General features: G+C 67.0%; 15 protein-coding genes. 11 read left to right on the top strand and 4 right to left on the bottom strand.

The window, feature by feature from the left end:
* Nucleotides 1–115: 115 nt before the first annotated feature.
* Nucleotides 116–1,405 (top strand): MFS transporter, encoded by a 1,290-nt coding sequence (locus AC50YC_RS03230; RefSeq protein WP_494952177.1) that lies wholly within the window; start codon nucleotides 116–118, stop codon nucleotides 1,403–1,405.
* Nucleotides 1,406–1,634: 229 nt separating this feature from the next.
* Nucleotides 1,635–4,361, top strand: a complete 2,727-nt coding sequence (locus AC50YC_RS03235; protein ID WP_494952178.1) for a hypothetical protein — start codon at nucleotides 1,635–1,637, stop codon at nucleotides 4,359–4,361.
* A 53-nt stretch (nucleotides 4,362–4,414) separates the two neighbouring features.
* Here the strand turns inward: AC50YC_RS03235 and AC50YC_RS03240 are convergent, their stop codons facing one another.
* Nucleotides 4,415–5,425 (bottom strand): LacI family DNA-binding transcriptional regulator, encoded by a 1,011-nt coding sequence (locus tag AC50YC_RS03240; RefSeq protein WP_494952179.1) that lies wholly within the window; start codon nucleotides 5,423–5,425, stop codon nucleotides 4,415–4,417.
* A 249-nt stretch (nucleotides 5,426–5,674) separates the two neighbouring features.
* Here AC50YC_RS03240 and AC50YC_RS03245 point away from each other — a divergent pair, with 249 nt between their 5' ends.
* The 9 genes from AC50YC_RS03245 to AC50YC_RS03285 all read left to right on the top strand — a co-directional run bounded on the left by AC50YC_RS03245 (nucleotide 5,675) and on the right by AC50YC_RS03285 (nucleotide 17,163).
* Nucleotides 5,675–7,219, top strand: coding sequence for a sugar ABC transporter ATP-binding protein (locus AC50YC_RS03245; RefSeq protein ID WP_494952180.1), 1,545 nt, complete (start codon nucleotides 5,675–5,677; stop codon nucleotides 7,217–7,219).
* Nucleotides 7,216–8,262 (top strand): ABC transporter permease, encoded by a 1,047-nt coding sequence (locus AC50YC_RS03250; RefSeq protein ID WP_494952181.1) that lies wholly within the window; start codon nucleotides 7,216–7,218, stop codon nucleotides 8,260–8,262. The genes AC50YC_RS03245 and AC50YC_RS03250 overlap by 4 nt, the downstream gene beginning before the upstream one ends.
* Nucleotides 8,255–9,337, top strand: coding sequence for an ABC transporter permease (locus AC50YC_RS03255; RefSeq protein ID WP_494952182.1), 1,083 nt, complete (start codon nucleotides 8,255–8,257; stop codon nucleotides 9,335–9,337). Before AC50YC_RS03250 ends, AC50YC_RS03255 begins: the two co-directional genes overlap by 8 nt.
* A 76-nt stretch (nucleotides 9,338–9,413) precedes the next feature.
* Nucleotides 9,414–10,475 carry a rhamnose ABC transporter substrate-binding protein gene (gene rhaS / locus AC50YC_RS03260; RefSeq protein WP_494952183.1) on the top strand — a complete coding sequence of 354 codons (1,062 nt, stop codon included), beginning with the start codon at nucleotides 9,414–9,416 and terminating at the stop codon, nucleotides 10,473–10,475.
* A gap of 160 nt (nucleotides 10,476–10,635) precedes the next feature.
* Nucleotides 10,636–12,084: an arabinose isomerase gene (locus tag AC50YC_RS03265; RefSeq protein ID WP_494952184.1), complete on the top strand. Its 1,449-nt coding sequence runs from the start codon at nucleotides 10,636–10,638 to the stop codon at nucleotides 12,082–12,084.
* Nucleotides 12,081–12,458, top strand: a complete 378-nt coding sequence (locus tag AC50YC_RS03270; RefSeq protein ID WP_494952185.1) for an L-rhamnose mutarotase — start codon at nucleotides 12,081–12,083, stop codon at nucleotides 12,456–12,458. The genes AC50YC_RS03265 and AC50YC_RS03270 overlap by 4 nt, the downstream gene beginning before the upstream one ends.
* 1 nt (nucleotide 12,459) lies before the next feature.
* Complete coding sequence (rhaI, locus tag AC50YC_RS03275) at nucleotides 12,460–13,626, top strand: L-rhamnose isomerase (RefSeq protein WP_494952186.1); 1,167 nt, start codon at nucleotides 12,460–12,462, stop codon at nucleotides 13,624–13,626.
* A 4-nt stretch (nucleotides 13,627–13,630) separates the two neighbouring features.
* Nucleotides 13,631–15,667, top strand: a complete 2,037-nt coding sequence (locus AC50YC_RS03280) for a bifunctional aldolase/short-chain dehydrogenase (protein WP_494952187.1) — start codon at nucleotides 13,631–13,633, stop codon at nucleotides 15,665–15,667.
* Nucleotides 15,664–17,163, top strand: a complete 1,500-nt coding sequence (locus AC50YC_RS03285) for a rhamnulokinase (protein WP_494952188.1) — start codon at nucleotides 15,664–15,666, stop codon at nucleotides 17,161–17,163. Before AC50YC_RS03280 ends, AC50YC_RS03285 begins: the two co-directional genes overlap by 4 nt.
* Here the strand turns inward: AC50YC_RS03285 and AC50YC_RS03290 are convergent.
* The 3 genes from AC50YC_RS03290 to AC50YC_RS03300 form a co-directional block, all read right to left on the bottom strand.
* Nucleotides 17,160–17,426 (bottom strand): hypothetical protein, encoded by a 267-nt coding sequence (locus tag AC50YC_RS03290; protein ID WP_494952189.1) that lies wholly within the window; start codon nucleotides 17,424–17,426, stop codon nucleotides 17,160–17,162. The two genes, AC50YC_RS03285 and AC50YC_RS03290, sit on opposite strands and share 4 nt — an antisense overlap.
* A 97-nt stretch (nucleotides 17,427–17,523) precedes the next feature.
* On the bottom strand, nucleotides 17,524–19,200 hold the full coding sequence (locus AC50YC_RS03295) for an alkaline phosphatase D family protein (RefSeq protein ID WP_494952190.1): 1,677 nt from the start codon (nucleotides 19,198–19,200) through the stop codon (nucleotides 17,524–17,526).
* Between the two features lie 121 nt (nucleotides 19,201–19,321).
* Complete coding sequence (locus AC50YC_RS03300; RefSeq protein WP_494952191.1) at nucleotides 19,322–20,185, bottom strand: M20/M25/M40 family metallo-hydrolase; 864 nt, start codon at nucleotides 20,183–20,185, stop codon at nucleotides 19,322–19,324.
* Nucleotides 20,186–20,298: the final 113 nt, after the last annotated feature.

Raw genomic sequence — 20,298 nt, forward strand, 5'->3', positions numbered from 1 at the left:
CCAGCAGACCCGCGAAACCGTCCCCGCCAACTAGTCAACACCTGACTGACACCCCTGGCGGCGGCCCTGAACACCAGGGCCGCCGCCACACTTCGTCCCAACCACGTGGAGCACCATGACCTCCGGCAACACCAACTCGCTGCAGCAGCGGCACCGTCGCACTGGCATTACGCTGGGCCTGCGGCAGAACCTGGCCCAGTTCATGCTCCTCGTCGCCGTCAACGCGCTGGTCGGCGGCACCCTGGGCCAGGAACGCACGGTCCTCCCGCTGCTCGCCGGACAGGTCTTCCACCTCGACCTCTACACGTCCGCGCTGACGTATATCCTGGCCTTCGGCCTCGCCAAGGCCGCCACCAACTACTTCGCCGGCACCCTCTCAGACCGTTACGGCCGCAAACCTGTCCTGATCGTCGGCTGGGTTATCGCCCTGCCCGTCCCGCTGATGTTGATCTTCGGACCGAGCTGGGGCTGGATCGTCGCGGCCAACGTCATCCTGGGCATCAGCCAGGGCCTCACATGGTCCACCACCGTCATCATGAAAATGGACCTCGTCGGCCCGTCCAAGCGGGGCCTCGCCATGGGCCTGAACGAGGCGGCCGGGTACCTCGGGGTCGCCGGCACCGCCCTGGCCACCGGCTACATCGCCGCCAACTACGGTCTGCGGCCCGGACCGTTCCTGCTGGGCGCCGCCTACATCGCACTCGGTCTCGGCCTCTCGGTCTTCGCCGTGAAGGAAACCCGGGGCCACGCGAAGCTCGAAGCAGCCAACCATACGTTGGCCCACGGCGAGGCCCACGGCGAACTGAGCAACCGGGAAATCTTCACCCTCACCAGCTTCCGGGACAAGTCACTGTCGTCGGTCAGCCAGGCCGGCATGGTCAATAACCTCAACGACGGCCTGGCCTGGGGACTCTTCCCCGTCCTGTTCGCCGCGGCCGGACTGACGATCGAAAAGATCGGCATCCTGGCCGCCGTCTATCCCGCCGTCTGGGGTGCCGCCCAACTCGTCACCGGCGCACTGTCGGACAAATACGGCCGGAAATGGCTGATCGTGGGCGGTATGCTGCTCCAGGCCGCCGCCCTGGCAATGATCGCCGTCGGCCAGGACTTCGGGATCTGGCTGGCCGCCGCCATCCTCCTGGGCCTCGGCACGGCGATGGTCTACCCGACCCTGCTCGCCGCCATCGGCGACGTCGCGCACCCGGAGTGGCGTGCGCGCTCCGTAGGCATCTACCGGCTGTGGCGCGACGGCGGATTCGCTGTCGGCGCCCTGCTCTCCGGCATCATCGCCGACGCCTACGGCATCCCGGCCGCCGTCGGCGTCGTCGCAGGACTCACAGCCCTGTCAGGTCTGCTGGTGGCCGTCCGTATGCGCGGCACCGACCACCGCCCGGCCGCCGCCTGAGCTGGCGCGGAACCCCTCGGCGGTCCCGCACCCAGCCATTGCAATCTGCGGCCGCAAGGTCCAATATCGAGTCCAGCCCTGCGCCGTCCCGCTGAGGCAGGAGGTCATCGTGGCGGATTTTGCCAGGCAGCCCATTCCGGCTCACCCGGATGAGCGCCGCCGGCCTGGCTTGCCGATGCCGCTGCTGCGGCTGGACCCGGGTTTCGGCCGACGTTAAGCGTGGGGCGCGATGAGCGACATCAAGGACTCGGCCGGACTCGTTCCCGGTGCCGTCAATCTCGACGGTCTGACGGAGATCCGTGTGCACGGCGTGGGCGGCACACCGCCGGAGGATCTTCTCGGCGATCTGCGGCCGACGAGGGTCGCGGGGGATCGCATCGCCGGGTTCTACCGGACAAGCGATGCCCGCGGCCGACACCGTGAGGCTTACTCGTGGGGCGGCCTGACCTCGCACTCGCCGCTCCGGGTGCTGTGGACGCCGCTGCTGCCGTCGATGCTTGCCAACATGGCCGGGTGGATGGCCCGGCGCCGGGTGATGTCCGGCGATGAGGAGGCAACCGCGGAGCCGACGACGAAGACGTTCCGGTGGTTTGCCCGCCTCGCCGCCCTCGCGCTGACCCTGAGCACCGCGATTATGGTCACCATGCCGAGCCTGGATACCGTCGCCTACCAATGCCTGGGCCAGCAGCAGTGCCGCTCCAGGCTGTGGGGTGCCCAGTTTCTGGACTTCGTGGCGCCGTACGACCGCCCCGGCTTCCGGCTGGCCGCGGGCATCATCGCGCCGGTAACCGTCGCGGTGATCTTCTACGTTCTGGCTTCCCGTTCGCGCACCAGCTATGAAGGCGTTGAACCGCCCGCGCCGGGAACGGCCAGGCCCGTGCCCTACGGCCGCTGTGCCGCGGCGCAGTCGGGCGGGTTGCGCAGCGCTGACTTCTGGTCCGGGCGCCGGTGGCACCAGCACCTCTCGGAACTGCACCTGGCGGCCGGCCTGGCGGTGGCGGCGGGGACGCTGGGCTGGTGCGTGTCCGAACTCGGCGGACGTGTGGACCTCACGGACACGGGCGCCCACGTGGCCGCCCGGGCAGCCGGCGTGGCCTCCGCCGTCGTGATCGCTGCTGTCATCGTGATGCTCGCATCGGACGAGGCGCACGAGCAGCTCGCCCGGGGAACGCTCTATGCAGCAATCGGCGCCCTGCTGGCCTCGGTCACCGGCGCCCTGACCCTGCCTCTGGAACTCAACGAGGCCGGCGGTGGGCCGGAGACCGTCACCCAACCGGCGGGCGTCCTGCCGGGCATCGGTTCGTCTGTCGCTACTGGCTGGGCGCTCACTCTCGTGCTGCTGGTCCCCTTGATGATGCAGCTGGTGGCGGCGTGGATCATCCGGTGGCGGAACGCCCTGAGGGTCGAGGAGCCCGGGCCCGGGCGGATCAAGCGCTTGACGGCCATTGCTCGCGGCTCCAACAGTGTGTTCCCGTGGGCGGCGCCACTGGTCCTGAATGTCGTGGCACTCATAGTGGCCAACGCAGTGCTGTTGTCGTTGATGATGCTCGTCGCCGCCGGGCTCGGGACGATCGAATACGGGCTCGGGCCACAAGAAGTCAGCGGCGGGCGACCCGCTGCGGGCAATTACGCGGGCCCGGTGCTGTGGGTGCCGAAGGCGGTGGCGTCGATCGCTTCCCTTCTGGCCCTGGGCCTTATCGGCGTGCTTGGACTTTTCGCGGCGGCCGCCGGCGTGTGGCTGTCCGTCACATCACGGCAGCGCGCGGTGAGCCTCGTGGTCGAACTCCAGCGCGACTACGACGCAGCGGAGGCAGTGCAGGCCGGTCCGCCCATGGAAGCTGCAGCACCGGCAAGCAGGACGTCCCGGAGTCGCGGGAACGCCTGGACGGTGTCGGCCTTTGACCCGGCGCCGTTCAGCTGGGGCCGGTCCGCAGCCCTACGGGCAGGTGACGGAACGCGCCCCAGCCCCTGGGTCCGCAAGGTGGCGAGGATGCGATTGCTCGGCGAGTACGCCCCCACCCTGGCGGCCTACCTGATGATTGCGGTCGCCGGTGCGGCTCTGCTGGGTGTGGCGCTTTTTGCCACCCAGGTCTTTGTGCTCGATCAGGATCCGCCCTTCCTGAACATCGGAGTGGCCACGTGGATCAGCGCCTCGTTGCCCATTGTGTACGGGGTGGTCCTCCGGCTCGCGTTCCGGCAGGAGAAATGGCGCAAGATCCTGCTCTCGCCGTTCGACGTCGGGACGTTCTTTCCGCGGTCCTTCCACCCGTTCGCCCCTCCTTCGTACACCGAGCGGGCGGTGCCCGAGCTGACACGCCGGATCTGGCGGTTGCATGACAACCAGGGCCGGGTGGTGCTCACCGCGCACTCGCAGGGCAGCATGGTGGCCGCCGCCGCGCTGGCGCGCCAGTCCGCCCGCCACGAGGAGAAGACCGTCGGCCTGGTGACCCTCGGTTCCCCGCTGGCGAAGCTGTATCGCTGGGCGTTTCCCGCCCTGGTCAGCGACGGACTCCTGCAGAATTTCGCCGGGGGCCACGGCGGCATCGGTGCGGTCCGGTGGCGCAACGTCTACTACGAGACCGATTACATCGGCGGACCGGTCGCCACGGATGACTGGCCCGCGCCCAGTACGACGGACGTCCGCCTTGTCGACCCGCCGACGGACAAATTCGTGTTCGCCCAGCCGCTGCCTCGGATCCTTAGCCATACCGGCTACTGGGTTGACGCCAGATTCTGGCATGAGGTCGACAGCGTCTGCGACGCAATCGCAGCGGACACCGCGGCTTTCCCCACACCGGGCAGCCCTGGCCCTGGCGGGACCGGGCCGCCCCGCGAACTTCCCCCGGAAAAGCCGGCGACCGACGGGACGGCACCCGGGGGTGCCGCCGAGGACGGCCGCCAGGGTTTGGCGGACACCATCGCTCCTGACCCCGCGGCGCCGCTCCAATACCGGTAGACCTTCACCCGTCCGTGACGCCGGGGCGGATTTCGCGATGCCACCCCGTGCCGTCAGACCAAGGTGGACGCCCGGACCACCAGTTCAGGGGGAAAGACGACCTGGCGTGGCACAAACCCGGACTCCGGGTTGGCCTCCCGGAGCAACAACTCCAGGGCGGTGGAACCAATCAGGGCGCTGGGCTGCCGGATGGACGAAAGGGGGACCACGGCGGCCGCGGCGAACTCGATATCGTCATAGCCAATCAACGCAATTTCCTGCGGCACCGGCACGCCGCCCATCAGCATGAGCCCCTGCAGGACACCCACCGCGAGCAGATCGTTGGCCGCGAAAATCGCATCCGGCCGTTGTGCCGCGGGCCGGAGCCGGATGGCTTCGCCGGCGGCACGGCCGGACAGGACGGTCAACGACTCCGTCCTGATGACTTCCAGGCTGGCGCCGGGCGCAGCCTCGATGGCCTTGCGCGCTCCGGACAGCCGGTCTGCCACCTGGCGGATAGTTTCCGGCCCGCCCACGAAGGCGATCCGGCGCCGGCCCACGGAGAGCAGGTGCGCAACAGCCATCTCACCGCCGGCCAGGTCGTCCACCGCGACGGAAGAGAAACTCAAGTTATCCGCCTGCCGGTCCACCAGGACCGTGGGGATACCCCTGCGGCGCAGCTGTTCAAGCCGGGGGATCACATTGCCCACGGGGGAGATCAGCACGCCGCGGACACGCTGCTGTTCAAACAGATCCAGGTAGGCCGCTTCCCGCCCTGCGTCCTCGTTGCTGTTGCCCACCAGTACGGTGAAATGTTCGGCAGCAGCCCGGTCTTCCGCTCCTCTGGCCAGATCGGTGAAGAAGGGGTTCGCGGCGTCCAGCACCACCAGGCCAACACTGTGGCTCAGGCCGGCGCGGAGCTGGCGTGCGGCGTCGTTGCGCACGAATCCAAGCTTGTCGATCGCGGCCTGCACCCGGGAGGTGACCTCCGTGGACACCTTTTCCGGACGGTTCAGCACGTTCGATACCGTCCCGACGGAGACGCCGGCCAGGGCCGCGACGTCCTTGACGCTGGCTGAAACCATTCCTGAGCTCCTGAAGGCGGGACGTCGCCGCCGCGGGGGAGAGGCAAGCGGGCGAACCGAAGTTGGTGCCCCTAGGATACCCGCCCCGGACCCATTTTGAACCCTTTCATTGAAACGAATCAAAAATGCCGGCGCGGGGATTCTGGGCCTATTGACGACGAGGCCACCCTGCTCATATGATTCAAATCACAGCAGCTCTGAAACGATTCATTATGATGTTCACTCAGCCCCAAAGGTGCGGTTACTTCCATGCAGCAGACAGACAGCTCCCGGTCCGGTCCCTCACCGGACGGACCGGGACCGGTACTTTCCCTTTCCCATGCAGCCAAGACCTTCGGCCCGGTGGTCGCGCTGGCCGATGGCACCATCGAACTCCGGGCCGGCGAAATCCACGCCCTGGTCGGCGAGAACGGGGCCGGAAAGTCCACCCTGGTGAAGATCCTCGCCGGCCTGCACCATCCGGATTCCGGCGACTTCAGGGTCGGCGGCGAGAGTGTCCAGTTCCGCAACGTCGGCGACAGCAAGGCCGCGGGCATCTCCGTCATCTACCAGGAACCCACGCTCTTTCCGGACCTCACCGTCGCGGAGAACATCTTCGTCGGACGCCAGCCCAAGGGCCGGTTCGGCCTGATCAGCAAGGCGGCCATGGTCCGGGAGGCCAGCAAACTCTTCGACCGCCTCGGCGTCCCCATCGATCCGACGCGTATTGCCGAGGGCCTGTCCATTGCGGACCAACAGATCATCGAAATCGCCAAGGCCATATCGCTCGACGCCAAAGTGCTCGTGATGGACGAACCGACGGCAGCGCTGAGCGGAGTGGAAGTGGAGCGGCTGTTCGCCGTCGCCCGCAGCCTCCGGGACAAGGGCACCGGCATCCTCTTCATCTCGCACCGCTTCGACGAGGTCTTTGATCTGTGCGACCGGATCACGGTCATGCGGGACGGCCGGTACATCTCCACGCACCGGACCTCCGATGTCACCGTCGCGGAGATTGTCCGCGAGATGGTCGGCCGCGACATCGAGGCGCTCTTCCCCAAGACCGTTGCGGAGATCGGCGACACTGTCCTGAAGGTCGACGGCCTCAGCCGGGCCGGGGTCTTCAACGACATCAGCTTCGAGGTCCGGGCCGGGGAGATCGTGGCGCTGGCCGGCCTGGTGGGCGCCGGCCGCACGGAGGTCGCCCGCGCCGTCTTCGGCATCGACCCCTACGACGCCGGTGAGATCAGTTTCAAAGGAAGAAGACTCAAAGCACGCGATCCGCAGGCGGCCATCACCGCGGGCATGGGATTCGTTCCTGAAGACCGCCGCAAGCAGGGACTGGTCATGAACCTCTCCGTGGCCCGTAACGTCACCCTCACGCTGCGCAACAAGCTGGCGACGGCGGGCCTGATCAACGGCGCCGCCGAGCGCCGTGCCGCCCAGGACTGGAGCAAGCGGCTCCAGGTCAAGGCCGGATCGCAGGAACACGCAGTCTCCACCCTCTCCGGCGGAAACCAGCAGAAGGTGGTGCTTGCCAAGTGGCTGGCCACCGACCCGCAGCTGCTGATCATTGACGAACCCACCCGAGGGATCGACGTCGGGACCAAAAGCGAGGTCCACCGGCTCATTTCCGACCTCGCGGGACGGGGGATCGCCATCCTCATGATCTCCTCCGAACTGCCCGAAGTCCTCGGGATGGCGGACCGCGTCCTGGTCATGCGCGAGGGCCGGATCACCGCCGAACTGGACCGCGCCGTGGCCAACCCCGAATCCGTCATGCACGCCGCAACATCTTCCGCAGGAGGAACCCTGTGAGCTCAGCTCTGGACCACAAAAAGCCGACGACGGCGGCGCCCGCCGGCAGTGCCCGTGGTGCCGTGGCCTCCGTGCTGCGGCTGCGCGAAGTGCCCGTGATCATCGCACTGGCGCTGCTGGTGCTCGTCACCTACCTGATCAACCCGCTGTTCCTAACGCCCCAGGGCGTCAAGGACCTCCTGCTCAATGCCACCATCGTGATGATCCTGGCGGCCGGGCAGACCCTGCTGATCATTACCCGGAACATCGACCTGTCCGTGGGGTCGATGCTGGGGCTGGTGGCCTTCGGCACCGGCTCCATCTTCTCCGCCATGCCCGAGCTGCCGATTTTTGCGGTGTTCGTGATCGGCATGGCCTTCGGCGCGTTGCTGGGGGCGATCAACGGGCTCCTGGTGACCGCGGCCAAGGTGCCCGCCCTCGTCATCACCCTCGGAACCCTCTACGTCTTCCGTGGCCTGAACAACGCCTGGGCCGGTGGGAAGCAGTACTTCGCCGGGGACCGGCCGGACGCCTTCGGAGCCCTTTCGGTGGACACCGTGCTGGGGTTCCCCATCATCACCCTGCTGGCCATCCTGGTCGTCGTCGCGGTGGCGGTCTACATGGCCGGCACCCGTCCTGGACGCGACCTCTACGCCATCGGTTCCGATCCGGATGCGGCCACCGCCTTCGGCATCAAGGTGTCCAAGCGCGTGCTCCTGGCCTTCCTGGCCAACGGTGCCCTGGCCGGACTGGCCGGCGTGCTCTACGCCAGCCGCTTCAACTCCGTCGGCGCCACCACGGGAACCGGCATGGAACTGACCGTCGTGGCTGCCGCCGTCGTGGGGGGAGTGGCCATCTTCGGCGGCAGCGGATCGGTGACCGGCGCCGCCCTCGGCGCGTTGCTCCTCACCACCATCACCAGCTCCCTGACCGCCCTGCGCGTCGACAAATTCTGGCAACAGGCAATCGTCGGCGTACTGATCCTCACGGCCATCATCATTGACCGCGTGGCAAGCCTGCGCACAGCCAAGAAACTGCGGATAAGCGAGGCACGCAATGTCTGAAACCACATCGACAACCGGCACGGTTCCGGCTCCGGTGGCTGACAGCACCAAGCCGCTGGCCTCCGAACCCAAGGGCAGGACAGGCGCCGCGAGGATCCTGGCCGGCCGCGACGCCATCACCATCTATGCCCTGCTGGCGTTCCTGATCTATGCAGCCATCGCCATCCCGCGTTTCGCTTCACCGGTAACCACCGGATTCCTGCTCCTGGACGTCATCCCGGTCCTGCTGATCGCCATGCCAATGACCCTGATCATCATCACCGGCGAAATCGACCTCTCGGTCGCGAGCATTGCAGGACTGACCAGCGCCCTGATGGGCGTGCTCTGGGCCGGCGGCATGGACATCTGGCTGGTCCTGGCGATCAGCCTGCTCGCCGGCATCGCGGCCGGAATGTTCAACGGCTTCCTGATCGCGGTCCTCGGACTGCCCTCCCTGGCGGTCACGATCGGCACCCTGGCCCTCTTCCGGGGCCTGGCCCTCGTCACTATCGGCGACAACGCCGTGGCCAATTTCCCGAAAGCCCTGACTGCCTTCTTCACCTCCAAGCTCGGCGGCACGGGCATCCCCACCGTCATGATCGGCGTCGTGGTCGTCATCGTCTTCTTTGGGGTCCTGTTGCATTTCACGCCGTTCGGCCGCGGTCTGTTCGCCATCGGCTACAGCAAGGAAGCCGCCAGCTTTGTCGGCATCAAGGTGGCCCGCAGCAAGTTCTGGCTCTATGTGGCCTCCGGCGCAGTCTCGGCCCTGGCCGGGATCTACTGGACATTGCGCTACACGAGCGCCCGCAGCGACAACGCGTCCGGCCTGGAACTCGCCGTCATCGCAGCGGTTCTGCTGGGCGGGGTCTCGATCTTCGGCGGCAAGGGGTCCATCCCCGGCGTGATCGCCGGTGTCCTGCTGATCGGAAGCCTCAACTACGCCCTCCGCCTGGCCCGCGTGTCCGACGTCGTCCTCATCACCGTGACCGGGCTGCTGCTGATCGTCTCGGTCGTGGCACCGAGCGTCGGCTCCGCGATCAAACAATGGCGCCACACCCGACGCGTCCGCCGAAGTTTCACCGCAAGCACCAGCTGAAATTTTGCCCACTGCACTACCCGCCGCATCCAGAACGGACCGGCTGTACCGACCGCACGAGGAAAAAGGAAGAACAATGATGTTGAACCGCAAGAGCCCGGGCCAGACCGGCCGTTTGGCGGGCGTGGTGGCCATCGCTGCCGCCGCCGCACTAGCCCTGACCGCCTGCAACAGCGGCTCGGGATCCACCGATGGAAGCAGTCCCGCCGCGGGCGGGGACCTGAAGATCACCTTCATCCCCAAGCAGCTCAACAACCCCTACACCGACGTTGTCCTGGGCGGCGGCAAGAAGGGCGCCACCGAAGCCGGCTTCGCCTCCGCCCAGGTGGTCGGACCGCTCGAGGCCTCCGCCTCCAGCCAGGTCTCGTTCATCAACGCCGAGACGCAGGCCGGCACCAACGTCATTGTGATCGCCGCCAACGATCCCGACGCCGTCTGCACGGCGCTCGGTGAAGCCCGGTCGGCCGGTGCCAAGATCGTGGCGTTCGACTCGGACGCCAACCCGGACTGCCGCGACGTCTTCATCAGCCAGGTGGTGGCCAAGGAAGTGGCGCTGATCCAGACCAAGCTGATTTCCGAGCAGATCGGCGGCAGCGGCGAAATCGCCATCCTGTCAGCCACGGCGAACGCCACGAACCAGAACGAGTGGATCAAGTTCATGGAAGAGGAACTGGCCTCCAACCCCGCCTACAAGGACATCAAACTCGTATCCAAGGTGTACGGCGACGACAACGACACCAAGTCGTTCCAGGAAGCCCAGGGCCTGATGCAGGCCCACCCGAACCTGAAGGGCATCATCTCACCGACCACCGTCGGCATTGCGGCCACCGCCCGGTACCTCTCGACCTCCGAGTACAAGGGCAAAGTAGCCCTCACCGGTCTGGGGCTGCCCAATGAAATGCGACCCTTCGTCAAGGACGGGACCGTGAAGGAATTCGCCCTCTGGGATCCGGCGCAGCTGGGCTACGTTGCCGCCTTTGCCGGCAAGGCGCTCACGGACGGCAAGATGACCGGCGCCGAAGGGGACACGTTCACCGCCGGCGAGCTGGGCGAACGCAAAGTCGAAAAGGGTGGCCTCGTGATCGTCGGACCGCCCACGGTCTTCAACGCCGAGAACATCGACAAGTACAACTTCTGAGCCGCCGCGTCTGAGCGGCCCGAACTGAGCCGCCGGGCAGGCTGCTGACAGCCTGCCCGGCGCCAACCCCGCACCGCCCCCGTACACTGCACCGTCCCCTGCCGGGAGCGGGCGCGCTGAGCCCCACGAGTTCCTTTTCCATGCCGGAAGGCCCCTTCACATGAACCAGAAACAACCGGATGCGCGGCTGCTCCAACCGCACCGCCGCCGGCCCACCCGCATCGGATTGGTCTCCGGCGGCCTTGGCGCCTACTGGCCCCAGTTTCCCGAGTTGCTGCCGCAGCTGCAGGAGTCCGTCCGCTACGTGACGGACCGCTTCGAAGCACTCGACGCCGACGTCGTCAACACCGGCTTCATCTCCGATGCGCAGGAAGCAGCCGCAGCCGGCGAAAAGCTTCGCATCGCCGACTGCGACCTCATCGTCATTTTCCTGACCACCTACCTGACCTCGTCGATGGTGCTCCCCATCGCCCAGCGGGCCAAGACCCCCGTCCTGGTGATTGACCTGCAGCCCACCGAAGCCATGGACCACGCCAACTTCGACACCGGAAAGTGGCTGGCCTACTGCGGCCAGTGCCCGGTCCCCGAGGTCGCCAACGTCTTCCGCCGGGCCGGCATCGAGTTCCGCTCCGTTTCCGGGCACCTCAAGCAGGAAGCCGCCTGGGACCGCATCACCCGGTGGGTGCACGCGGCCGGCGTCCGCGCCCGCTTGCGCAACGCCCGGCACGGGCTCATGGGCCACCTGTATCCGGGCATGCTGGATGTCGCCACCGACCTCACCACCGTCTCCACGACCTTCGGCTCCCACGTCGAAGTGCTGGAATTCGATGACCTCCGGGAACGGGTGAACGAGGTCACCGACACTGAAGTCGCTGAACGCCTCGACCTGGCCCGGCAGCTGTTTGTCCTCGACGGTTCCGTGAACGACGACGACTTCGCCTGGGGCGCGAAAGTATCCGTCGGCCTGGACCGGCTCGTGGAAGACTTCGACCTCGACTCCGTGGCCTACTACCACCGCGGCCTCGCCGGCGAGCAGCACGAACGCCTCGGTGCCGGGATGATCCTCGGGTCCTCCATCCTCACGGCCCGGGGAATCCCGATGGCCGGCGAGTTCGAATTGCGGACCTCCATCGCCATGCTCGCAGCGCAGGCGATTGGTGCCGGCGGGTCGTTCACCGAAATCCAGGCCCTGAACTTCTTCGACAACGTGGTGGAAATGGGCCACGACGGTCCCGCCCACCTGGCCGTTTCTGCGCAGCAACCGCTGCTGCGTGGCCTGGGCGTCTTCCACGGCAAGCGCGGCTGGGGCGTCTCGGTCGAATTCGACGTCCGGCACGGCCCGGTCACCACGTTCGGGCTCGGGCAGGACCCGGACGGCAGCTACGTGTTCATCACCTCCGAAGGTGAAGTGGTGCCCGGCCCGCTCCTCGCGATAGGCAACACAACCTCACGGGTGGACTTCGGCGGTGACCCGGGACTCTGGGTGGACCGCTGGAGCCAGACCGCCATCGGCCACCACTGGGCGCTCTGCGTCGGACACCGCGGTGCCGACATCAAGGCAGCCGCGTCCCTGCTGGGCATTGAACACCGGCAGGTGGTCCTGTCATGAGCACCAGGCGCGTCTGCTTCCAGCTCCAGCTCAAACCCGGACGGATCGCCGAGTACAAGGCCCGCCACGCCGCCGTGTGGCCGGAGATGCTCCAGGCCCTGAAGTCCGCCGGCTGGAACAACTACTCCCTCTTCCTCCGCCCTGACGGGCTGCTGATCGGCTACTTCGAAACCGACAACCTCGAGGAAGCCCAGGCCCGGATGGCAGCCAAGGACATCAACGCCCGCTGGCAAGCCGAGATGTCCGGCTTTTTCGAAGACCTGAACGGGGCCCCCGATGAGGGGTTCCTCCAACTGACCGAAGTATTCAACCTCGAGGACCAGCTGGCCGCAGCCGCGTCAGCCCTCACCCAGTCCAAGTCCCTAGGAGACTGACGTGTCTATCCCCACCGACGTTCTGACCACGCTCGAACAACAGAGCATCGAACTGCCCTCCTGGGCGTTCGGCAATTCCGGCACTCGGTTCAAGGTCTTCGCCACACCGGGAACTCCGCGCACCATTGAGGAGAAACTCGCCGACGCCGCCCAGGTCAACGCCCTGACGGGGCTTGCCCCCTCGGTTGCCCTGCACATTCCCTGGGACAAAGTCGACGACTATGCCGTGCTGGCGGACTACGCGGCCGGCCTGGGCGTCAAGCTCGGGACGATCAACAGCAACACCTTCCAGGACGACGACTACAAGTTCGGCAGCCTCACGCACAGCGATCCGGCGGTGCGGCAAAAGGCGGTGGACCATATGTACGAGTGCCTGGAAGTGATGAACATGACCGGCTCGCAGGACCTGAAAATCTGGCTGGCCGACGGCACCAACTACCCGGGACAGGGCAACATGCGGGCCCGCCAGGACTGGCTGGCCGAATCCCTCCGCAAGGTCTACGACCGTCTCGGCGAGAACCAGCGGATGGTGCTGGAGTACAAGTTCTTCGAGCCGGCTTTCTACCACACCGACGTTCCGGATTGGGGCACCTCCTACGTGCACTGCGCCGCCCTGGGCGAGAAGGCCAGGGTATGCCTGGACACCGGACACCACGCGCCCGGGACGAACATCGAGTTCATCGTCGCGCAGCTCCTGCGGCTGGGGAAGCTCGGTTCCTTCGACTTCAACTCGCGCTTCTACGCCGACGATGACCTGATTGTGGGGGCCGCGGATCCGTTCCAGCTGTTCCGCATCATGCACGAGGTGGTCCGCGGCGGCGGGCTGGAGCCGGCCGCCGGGGTGGCGTTCATGCTGGACCAGTGCCACAACATCGAAGGGAAGATCCCCGGCCAGATCCGTTCCGTGCTCAACGTCCAGGAGATGACGGCGCGGGCCCTCCTTGTCGACACCGCAGCCCTCGAGGCCGCGCAGCACACGGGCGATGTCCTCGCTGCCAACGCGGTACTGATGGACGCGTTCTACACCGATGTCCGCCCCGGACTGGCGGAATGGCGCGAATCGCGGGGACTTCCCGCCGACCCGATGGCAGCCTTCGCCGCCAGCGGATACCAGGAAAAGATCAATGCCGACCGCCAGGGCGGCCACCAGGCCGGATGGGGAGCCTAAGACCATGACCAATCCAACCGTTGAACAGCTGGTACGCCGTTCCAACCGGCTCGGCGCCGACAAACGAAACACCAATTTCGCCGGTGGCAACACCTCCGCCAAGGGCACCGAAAAGGACCCTGTCACCGGCGAAGACGTGCAGCTCCTGTGGGTCAAGGGATCCGGCGGTGACCTGGGCACGCTGACCGAATCCGGACTCGCGGTCCTGCGCCTGGACCGGCTGCAGGCCCTAAAAAACGTCTACCCCGGCGTCGACCGCGAAGACGAGATGGTGGCCGCATTCGATTACTGCCTGCATGGCAAGGGCGGGGCGGCCCCCTCGATTGACACCGCCATGCACGGACTGGTGGACGCAGCCCACGTGGACCACCTCCACCCGGACGCGGGAATCACGATCGCCACGGCCGCCGACGGCGAGGCGCTGACCGCCAGGATCTTCGGCGACAAGGTGGCCTGGGTGCCGTGGCGCCGTCCCGGTTTCCAGCTCGGGCTGGACATCGCCGCGATCAAGGACGCCAACCCGCAGGCCGTCGGCACCATCCTGGGCGGCCACGGCACCACCGCGTGGGGCGCCACCAGTGAGGAAGCCGAAACGAACTCCCTGTGGATCATCGAACAGGCCGAGAAATACATCGCGGAACACGGCCGGCCCGAGCCTTTCGGACCGAAACTTCCCGGCTATGGCGCCCTGCCGGAGGCCGGGCGTCGCGCCAGGGCTGCAGCCCTGGCACCGGTGATCCGCGGGCTGGCCTCCACTGACAAGCCCGTGATCGGACACTTCAGCGATGATGCCGCCGTCCTTGACTTCCTCGAAGGCGCCGAACATCCACGCCTCGGTGCGCTGGGTACCTCGTGTCCTGACCATTTCCTGCGCACCAAGGTCAAACCGCTGGTCCTGGACCTGCCGGCGGACGCCTCGATCGAGGAGTCCGTGGCCCGGCTGAAGGAACTCCACGCCGCCTACCGGGAGGACTACCAGGGATACTACGACCGCCATGCGGACGCGGACTCACCCGCGCTGCGCGGGGCGGACCCCGCCATCGTCCTGGTCCCGGGCGTCGGAATGTTCTCCTACGGAAAGGACAAGCAGACCGCGCGGGTCGCCGGGGAGTACTACCTCAACGCGATCAATGTGATGCGCGGCGCTGAGGCAATCTCCACCTACGCCCCGATCGAGGAAGCCGAGAAGTTCCGGATCGAATACTGGGCGCTGGAGGAAGCCAAACTGGCCCGCATGCCCCAACCGAAGTCCCACGCCTCCCGCATCGCGCTGGTGACCGGGGCGGCGTCGGGCATCGGCAAGGCCATCGCCACCCGGCTCGCGGCCGAGGGCGCCTGCGTCGTCATCGCTGACCTGAACCTGGACACCGCACGGGCTGCCGCGGCGGAGCTCGGCGGCTCCGACGTCGCCGTCGGCATCCAGGCCGATGTCACCGACGAAGCCCAGGTCATCGCCGCGGTGAACGCCGCCGTGCTCGCCTTCGGCGGCCTGGACCTCGTGGTCAACAACGCCGGACTGTCCATCTCCAAACCGCTGCTGGAAACCACCGAGCAGGACTGGGACCTGCAGCACAACGTCATGGCCAAGGGCTCCTTCCTGGTCTCCAAGGCCGCAGCGAGGGTCCTGATTGACCAGGGCATGGGCGGGGACATTATCTACATTTCCTCGAAGAACTCCGTCTTCGCCGGGCCGAACAACATTGCCTACTCCGCCACCAAGGCCGACCAGGCGCACCAGGTCCGGCTCCTCGCGGCGGAACTGGGCGAGTACGGCATCCGGGTCAACGGGATCAACCCCGACGGGGTGGTCCGCGGCTCCGGGATCTTCGCCGGCGGCTGGGGCGCCAAGCGCGCCGCCGTGTACGGTGTCGACGAGCAGGACCTGGGCAAGTACTACGCCCAGCGGACCCTGCTCAAGCGCGAAGTCCTGCCGGAAAACGTGGCAAACGCCGTCGCCGTCCTCACCGGCAGCGAACTCTCGCACACCACCGGACTGCACATCCCGGTGGACGCCGGCGTCGCCACCGCCTTCCTCCGATGACCACGGCACCATCCACGGCCGGCGGGGTGTTTGCTGCGGTCGATATTGGGGCGTCCTCCGGCCGCGTGATTCTGGGACGAATCACCCGTGACGGAGGGACCCCGGGTGTTGTGCTGGAAACGGTCCACCGGTTCCCCAACGGCGTGGTGGAATCCGACGGCGGCCTGCGCTGGGATTTCACCGCGCTCTTCGCGGAGGTGCTCACCGGCCTGACGGCTGCCGCGGGCTGCGCAGCCGAGCACGGGGAACGGCTCACCAGCATCGGGATCGACACCTGGGCCGTGGACTACGGGAGGGTGAACACCGCCGGCGAGCTGGTCGCGCAGCCTTTCAGCTACCGGGATGGCCGGGGCCGCGGTGCGGTGGCGAAGGTCCACCGGCGCCTCGATCCGGAACGCCTGTACGCGACGACCGGGCTGCAGTTCCTGGAATTCAACACGATCTACCAGCTCGCCAGCGAAGCTGACCTGACCGGGCTCCAGGCCCTGCTCGTTCCGGACCTGATCGCGTTCCTCCTCACCGGCCAGCGCCGAACCGAGGCCACCAATGCCTCCACCACGGGACTTTTCGATGCCGTGGCGGGGCAGTGGGCCACGGAGTTCCTGACCGCTCTGGAGCTGCCCCGGGACCTGTTCCCCCCGCTGATCCAGCCCGGCGAAACCGTCGGCACCCTGCTGCCCGGCATCGCCGCCAGGACCGGACTGGACCCTGCCACGAAGGTAGTGGCCGTCGGCTCGCACGACACCGCCTCCGCCGTCGCCGCCATCCCGGCCCGGACCGGGAACTTCGCCTATATCTCCTCCGGGACCTGGTCCCTGGTAGGGGTCGAGCTGAAGCGCCCCGTGCTCACCGAAGCCAGCCGGCAGGCGAACTTCACCAACGAACGCGGCGTGGACGGCACCATCAGGTACCTCCGCAACGTCGGAGGACTCTGGCTTCTCAGCGAATGCCAGCGCAGCTGGGCCGCCGGCGGCTACTCGCTTGAGTTGAGCCAGCTGCTGGCGGCCGCCGCCGCCCTGCCGCCAGGCGGGCCCCAAATCAACGCCAACGATCCGTACTTCATCGCACCGGACAATATGCCCGAAAGGATCCGGGCTGCTTCACGCATCACCGGAGCCGTCCTCACCGACAACCCCGCTGCGATCACCCGTTGCATCCTGGACAGCCTCGCTGCTGGCTACGCCCGGACAGTCGCCGACGCCGAACGCCTCGCGGACGTGGTGGTGGACGTGGTGCACATCGTGGGCGGAGGCTCGCAAAACAGGCTCCTGTGCCAGCTCACGGCCGATGCCACCGGCCGTCCCGTCATCGCGGGCCCGGTTGAAGCGACCGCCCTCGGCAACGTGCTGGTCCAGGCCCGTGCCGCCGGCGATCTTTCAGGGAGCCTCGCGGAACTGAGGACGATTGTCGCCGGCGGCACGGCCCTGGAACGGTACGAGCCGTCCGCGCTCACGAACGGGCCGCTGCCGTCGCCAAACCCGATCCACCAGGGCTAATGCTCCAGGCGCACCGTGATGTCGAGGTGAATGCCGTTGGTGGCCAGGCGGTCCGCCAGGAATGTGGCGAGGCTCGCCTCAGTGGCGGTGTGCTCGTCTTTTGCGATGGCGCCCCGCAGGCAGGCCATCGTCGACGTGGACTTGACGGTGGACAGCGGTGCACGGTGGTCGGATACCAGCCGCTCGATGTCCGTTTGGAAGGCGCGCTGGTGGCCTTCCCGTGCGGTGGCGAGCAGGGTGAAGGGTACAAAAGCAGTTGGCACGGAGAATCCTTTTCTGGCGGCGGCCCCATGGCCGTCCAATGGGAACAAGTCTTCGAAGTCTCCTGCTATTCCGCTGCCGGGCGTAATGAGGCCGGGCTCACCCGGCGGGCTCCTCTGCCCGCCGGGGTGCCAGCGTGACGGAGGAGACGAGTTTCAGCCGGGGATGCAGCTGGTCACCGCCATCCACGACGCCGGTCTGCCACCATAGATTCAGCCCCTCCGGTGCTACTTCCAGGCAGGCCAGGTTGTTGTCGAACCAGGGCCCTTTGATGCCAGACCAGCGAAACGGCGGGTCAGGGACCTTCGCCGAGCGCGCTACCAGGGCGCCTACCGGGGAGGCCAGACCGTAGGACATGACGGCCGCGAAGGACCTCATCAGCCGGGGCAGCGGGTTGCGGATGGGGGAGCAGACGGCCTGCACGATCCGGCTGCCGGAGGAGCGCTCCACCTCCGAAACGTAGGAGTAGTGCACGTCTCCGGAGAGAAACGCGATGGTTTCCGGTGCCGGGCCGCGTTTGCCGTCGGCGACCTCGGTCACCATGGCCGCCACTTCCTGGAAACTGTTCTGGAAGGCGCCCCAGTGTTCAAGGTCCACCGCCTGGCGCAGCTTTTCGCCGACCCGGGAAACAGGTTTCCCCCACGCACCTTGGGAAATTGCCTCATTCCAGGACTCGACGTAGTGCAGTCCCATCGGCAGCAGGAAAGGCAGCGACGTCGCTACCAGCAGGTGGCGGAAACCGCCGCGCATCCGTCCGTCGAGCCAGGCCATTTCCGCCTTGTCCACCAAGGCGCGGTCATCCGGCGTCAGGTCCCGGGCCGCCCGGGAATCCACCACAATCAGCCGCGTGTCCCCGAAATCGCGACAGTAGCTCCACCGGTACGATCCCGGGTCCTTGTCTGCCCGGTCCGCGAAACTGTCCAGCTCGGCGCTCACGTCGATCTCATCCTCGCCCGCGTGCCCGGCGATCAGCTGCCACACGGCGTCCCCGGCCCGCTCCTGCGGCGACAGGTTCCCCAGATGCTGGTACACCCAGTAGGAGGCCAGCCCGGCGACGATCCGCCCATGCCACCAGGACGTGGCCTCCATCTGCTTTCTCCAGCTGAGTGAGGTATTCCAGTCGTCGCGGATGTCGTGGTCGTCGAAAATCATGGCGCTGGGAAGGGTGGACAGCAGCCACCTGTTCGCGGGGTCAGACCAGGCCAGATTGTAGAGGTGGGCGTATTCCTCATAGTCCTTGAGCTCCTCGCCGGGCGGTTCATCGGTGTCCCGGCGGGCGCGGATGAACTCCTGCATCTGCTCGCTGGTCAGGTCGGCGTAGACCTGGTCGCCGAGGAAAGCCACCAGATCCGGCCACTGCAGGTCACCGCCGGAGGCCATCCCCACTGCGTAAGCCCGCAGTGAGTCGACGCCGTGGGTCCGGTTGCCGGTCTTATCGTGCGGCACACTGGTCCGGCAGGAGCCGAAAGCCATCCGCAGCGGCTTGCCGGTCTGCAGCGTCGCGATCATGGACGGCGGGAACTCCGATGCGGGATCAGGCCAGACCTGGCTTCCGTTGATGTCGACGGCGTACGGTGTGACCGTTCCCGGCTCCAGCCCGTCCAGTTCCACCAGCGCGTAGTGGTGGCCGTGCACCGCGAAGGTACGGGCTACCCAGTCCCGTCCGCCTGCGCGGATGGAGACCCGGGCAGCAGCCCGGGTCTCCATCCAGACGCTCGCCGAGGTCTCATCCACGTACCGCATCATCGGGCCGAGCACCAGGGGTGAGGTAGTCATGACTCAGTTCTACCTGCTCGGCCCGGGGTGCGGCCATGCTTTGGCGGCAAATGATCCAGCGGAGCGGCTGCTTTTCGTGACGTGCAGGGCCTGCCGCCTCCGATATCCAGGGACCAGGAGGTCAACCGCGCGGGGCCATGGCGTAGGTGACGGTGGCGTAGGCCAGGGCCGCGGACATTTCCTTCAGCATGTCCGCGTTGGTGTTACTGATGGTGTCGCAGGCCTTGTGGTAGCAGGAATCGAGTTTCTTCCCGGCCACACCGCCGTAAGCCTGCATCTGGGCCTTGGTCTTGGATTCCACGTCGCCGGTGAACAGCCCGCCGCCGGGAATGCCTGCCCGCAGGAACGGTTCGTAATCGGACCCGCCGTCAAAGGGAGTGGTTTCCGCCGGCAGCGAATTGTCTTCGAAGAACCGGAAAAAGACGTCCTCGATCTCCTGGGAGCCTTTCGGCCCGGCCTCCTCGAAATCCGACCCGTCACCGTCATGGATGGACCGCACGCCGTTGGGCGAAGCTGCCATGTCCACATTCAGGTAGACCGCTGTCCTGCGGACTTCGGCCGCGCTCAGCTCGTCAACGTAGTGCCGGGAGCCGTCGAGGTCATCCTCTTCGGCGCCCCAGAATGCGAACCGGACCCGGTTCGCCGGCGTGATCCCGCTCTCCTTCATCCACCGGGCGGTTTCCAGCACTGCAGCGACGCCGCTGGCGTTGTCGTTGATTCCCGGACCGTCCTCCACGGAGTCCAAATGGGCGCCCACCACAATGGTGTTCTCGGCACTTCCCTCCGTGTCGGCGAGAATGTTGAAGGTCTCCACCCGCTCGTCATCGGGCCGGTGGGTAAACGTCTGCCTGACCGGGTTGTACCCGGCCGCGCGCAACTGGTCCTCCACGTAGCGTGCCGAGTCCTCGTATCCCGAGGTCCCCGAGGCGCGGTTGCCGTCATTCTCATCAGCGACACGCTGCAGCGCCTCCATGTGCTTCACCATGCCCCGGCCCCTGAAGGCCTCAAGCACCGTTCGTGCGTCGACCGCACTCGCGGGCCCCAACCGAGGAGCCGCAATGCTGGGGTCGGTGGATGTCGCGCCGCTGCCGGGGCTGC

The sequence above is a fragment of the Pseudarthrobacter sp. MDT1-56 genome (genome assembly GCF_059383555.1).

What these genes read in the sequence shown, in the direction of transcription:
- AC50YC_RS03230 (WP_494952177.1), top strand. Translation starts at nt 116, where the DNA reads ATGACCTCCGGCAACACCAACTCGCTGCAGCAGCGGCACCGTCGCACT.
- AC50YC_RS03235 (WP_494952178.1), top strand. Translation starts at nt 1,635, where the DNA reads ATGAGCGACATCAAGGACTCGGCCGGACTCGTTCCCGGTGCCGTCAAT.
- AC50YC_RS03240 (WP_494952179.1), bottom strand. Translation starts at nt 5,425, where the DNA reads ATGGTTTCAGCCAGCGTCAAGGACGTCGCGGCCCTGGCCGGCGTCTCC.
- AC50YC_RS03245 (WP_494952180.1), top strand. Translation starts at nt 5,675, where the DNA reads ATGCAGCAGACAGACAGCTCCCGGTCCGGTCCCTCACCGGACGGACCG.
- AC50YC_RS03255 (WP_494952182.1), top strand. Translation starts at nt 8,255, where the DNA reads ATGTCTGAAACCACATCGACAACCGGCACGGTTCCGGCTCCGGTGGCT.
- rhaS (WP_494952183.1), top strand. Translation starts at nt 9,414, where the DNA reads ATGATGTTGAACCGCAAGAGCCCGGGCCAGACCGGCCGTTTGGCGGGC.
- AC50YC_RS03265 (WP_494952184.1), top strand. Translation starts at nt 10,636, where the DNA reads ATGAACCAGAAACAACCGGATGCGCGGCTGCTCCAACCGCACCGCCGC.
- AC50YC_RS03270 (WP_494952185.1), top strand. Translation starts at nt 12,081, where the DNA reads ATGAGCACCAGGCGCGTCTGCTTCCAGCTCCAGCTCAAACCCGGACGG.
- AC50YC_RS03280 (WP_494952187.1), top strand. Translation starts at nt 13,631, where the DNA reads ATGACCAATCCAACCGTTGAACAGCTGGTACGCCGTTCCAACCGGCTC.
- AC50YC_RS03285 (WP_494952188.1), top strand. Translation starts at nt 15,664, where the DNA reads ATGACCACGGCACCATCCACGGCCGGCGGGGTGTTTGCTGCGGTCGAT.
- AC50YC_RS03295 (WP_494952190.1), bottom strand. Translation starts at nt 19,200, where the DNA reads ATGACTACCTCACCCCTGGTGCTCGGCCCGATGATGCGGTACGTGGAT.
- AC50YC_RS03300 (WP_494952191.1), bottom strand. Translation starts at nt 20,185, where the DNA reads ATGGTGAAGCACATGGAGGCGCTGCAGCGTGTCGCTGATGAGAATGAC.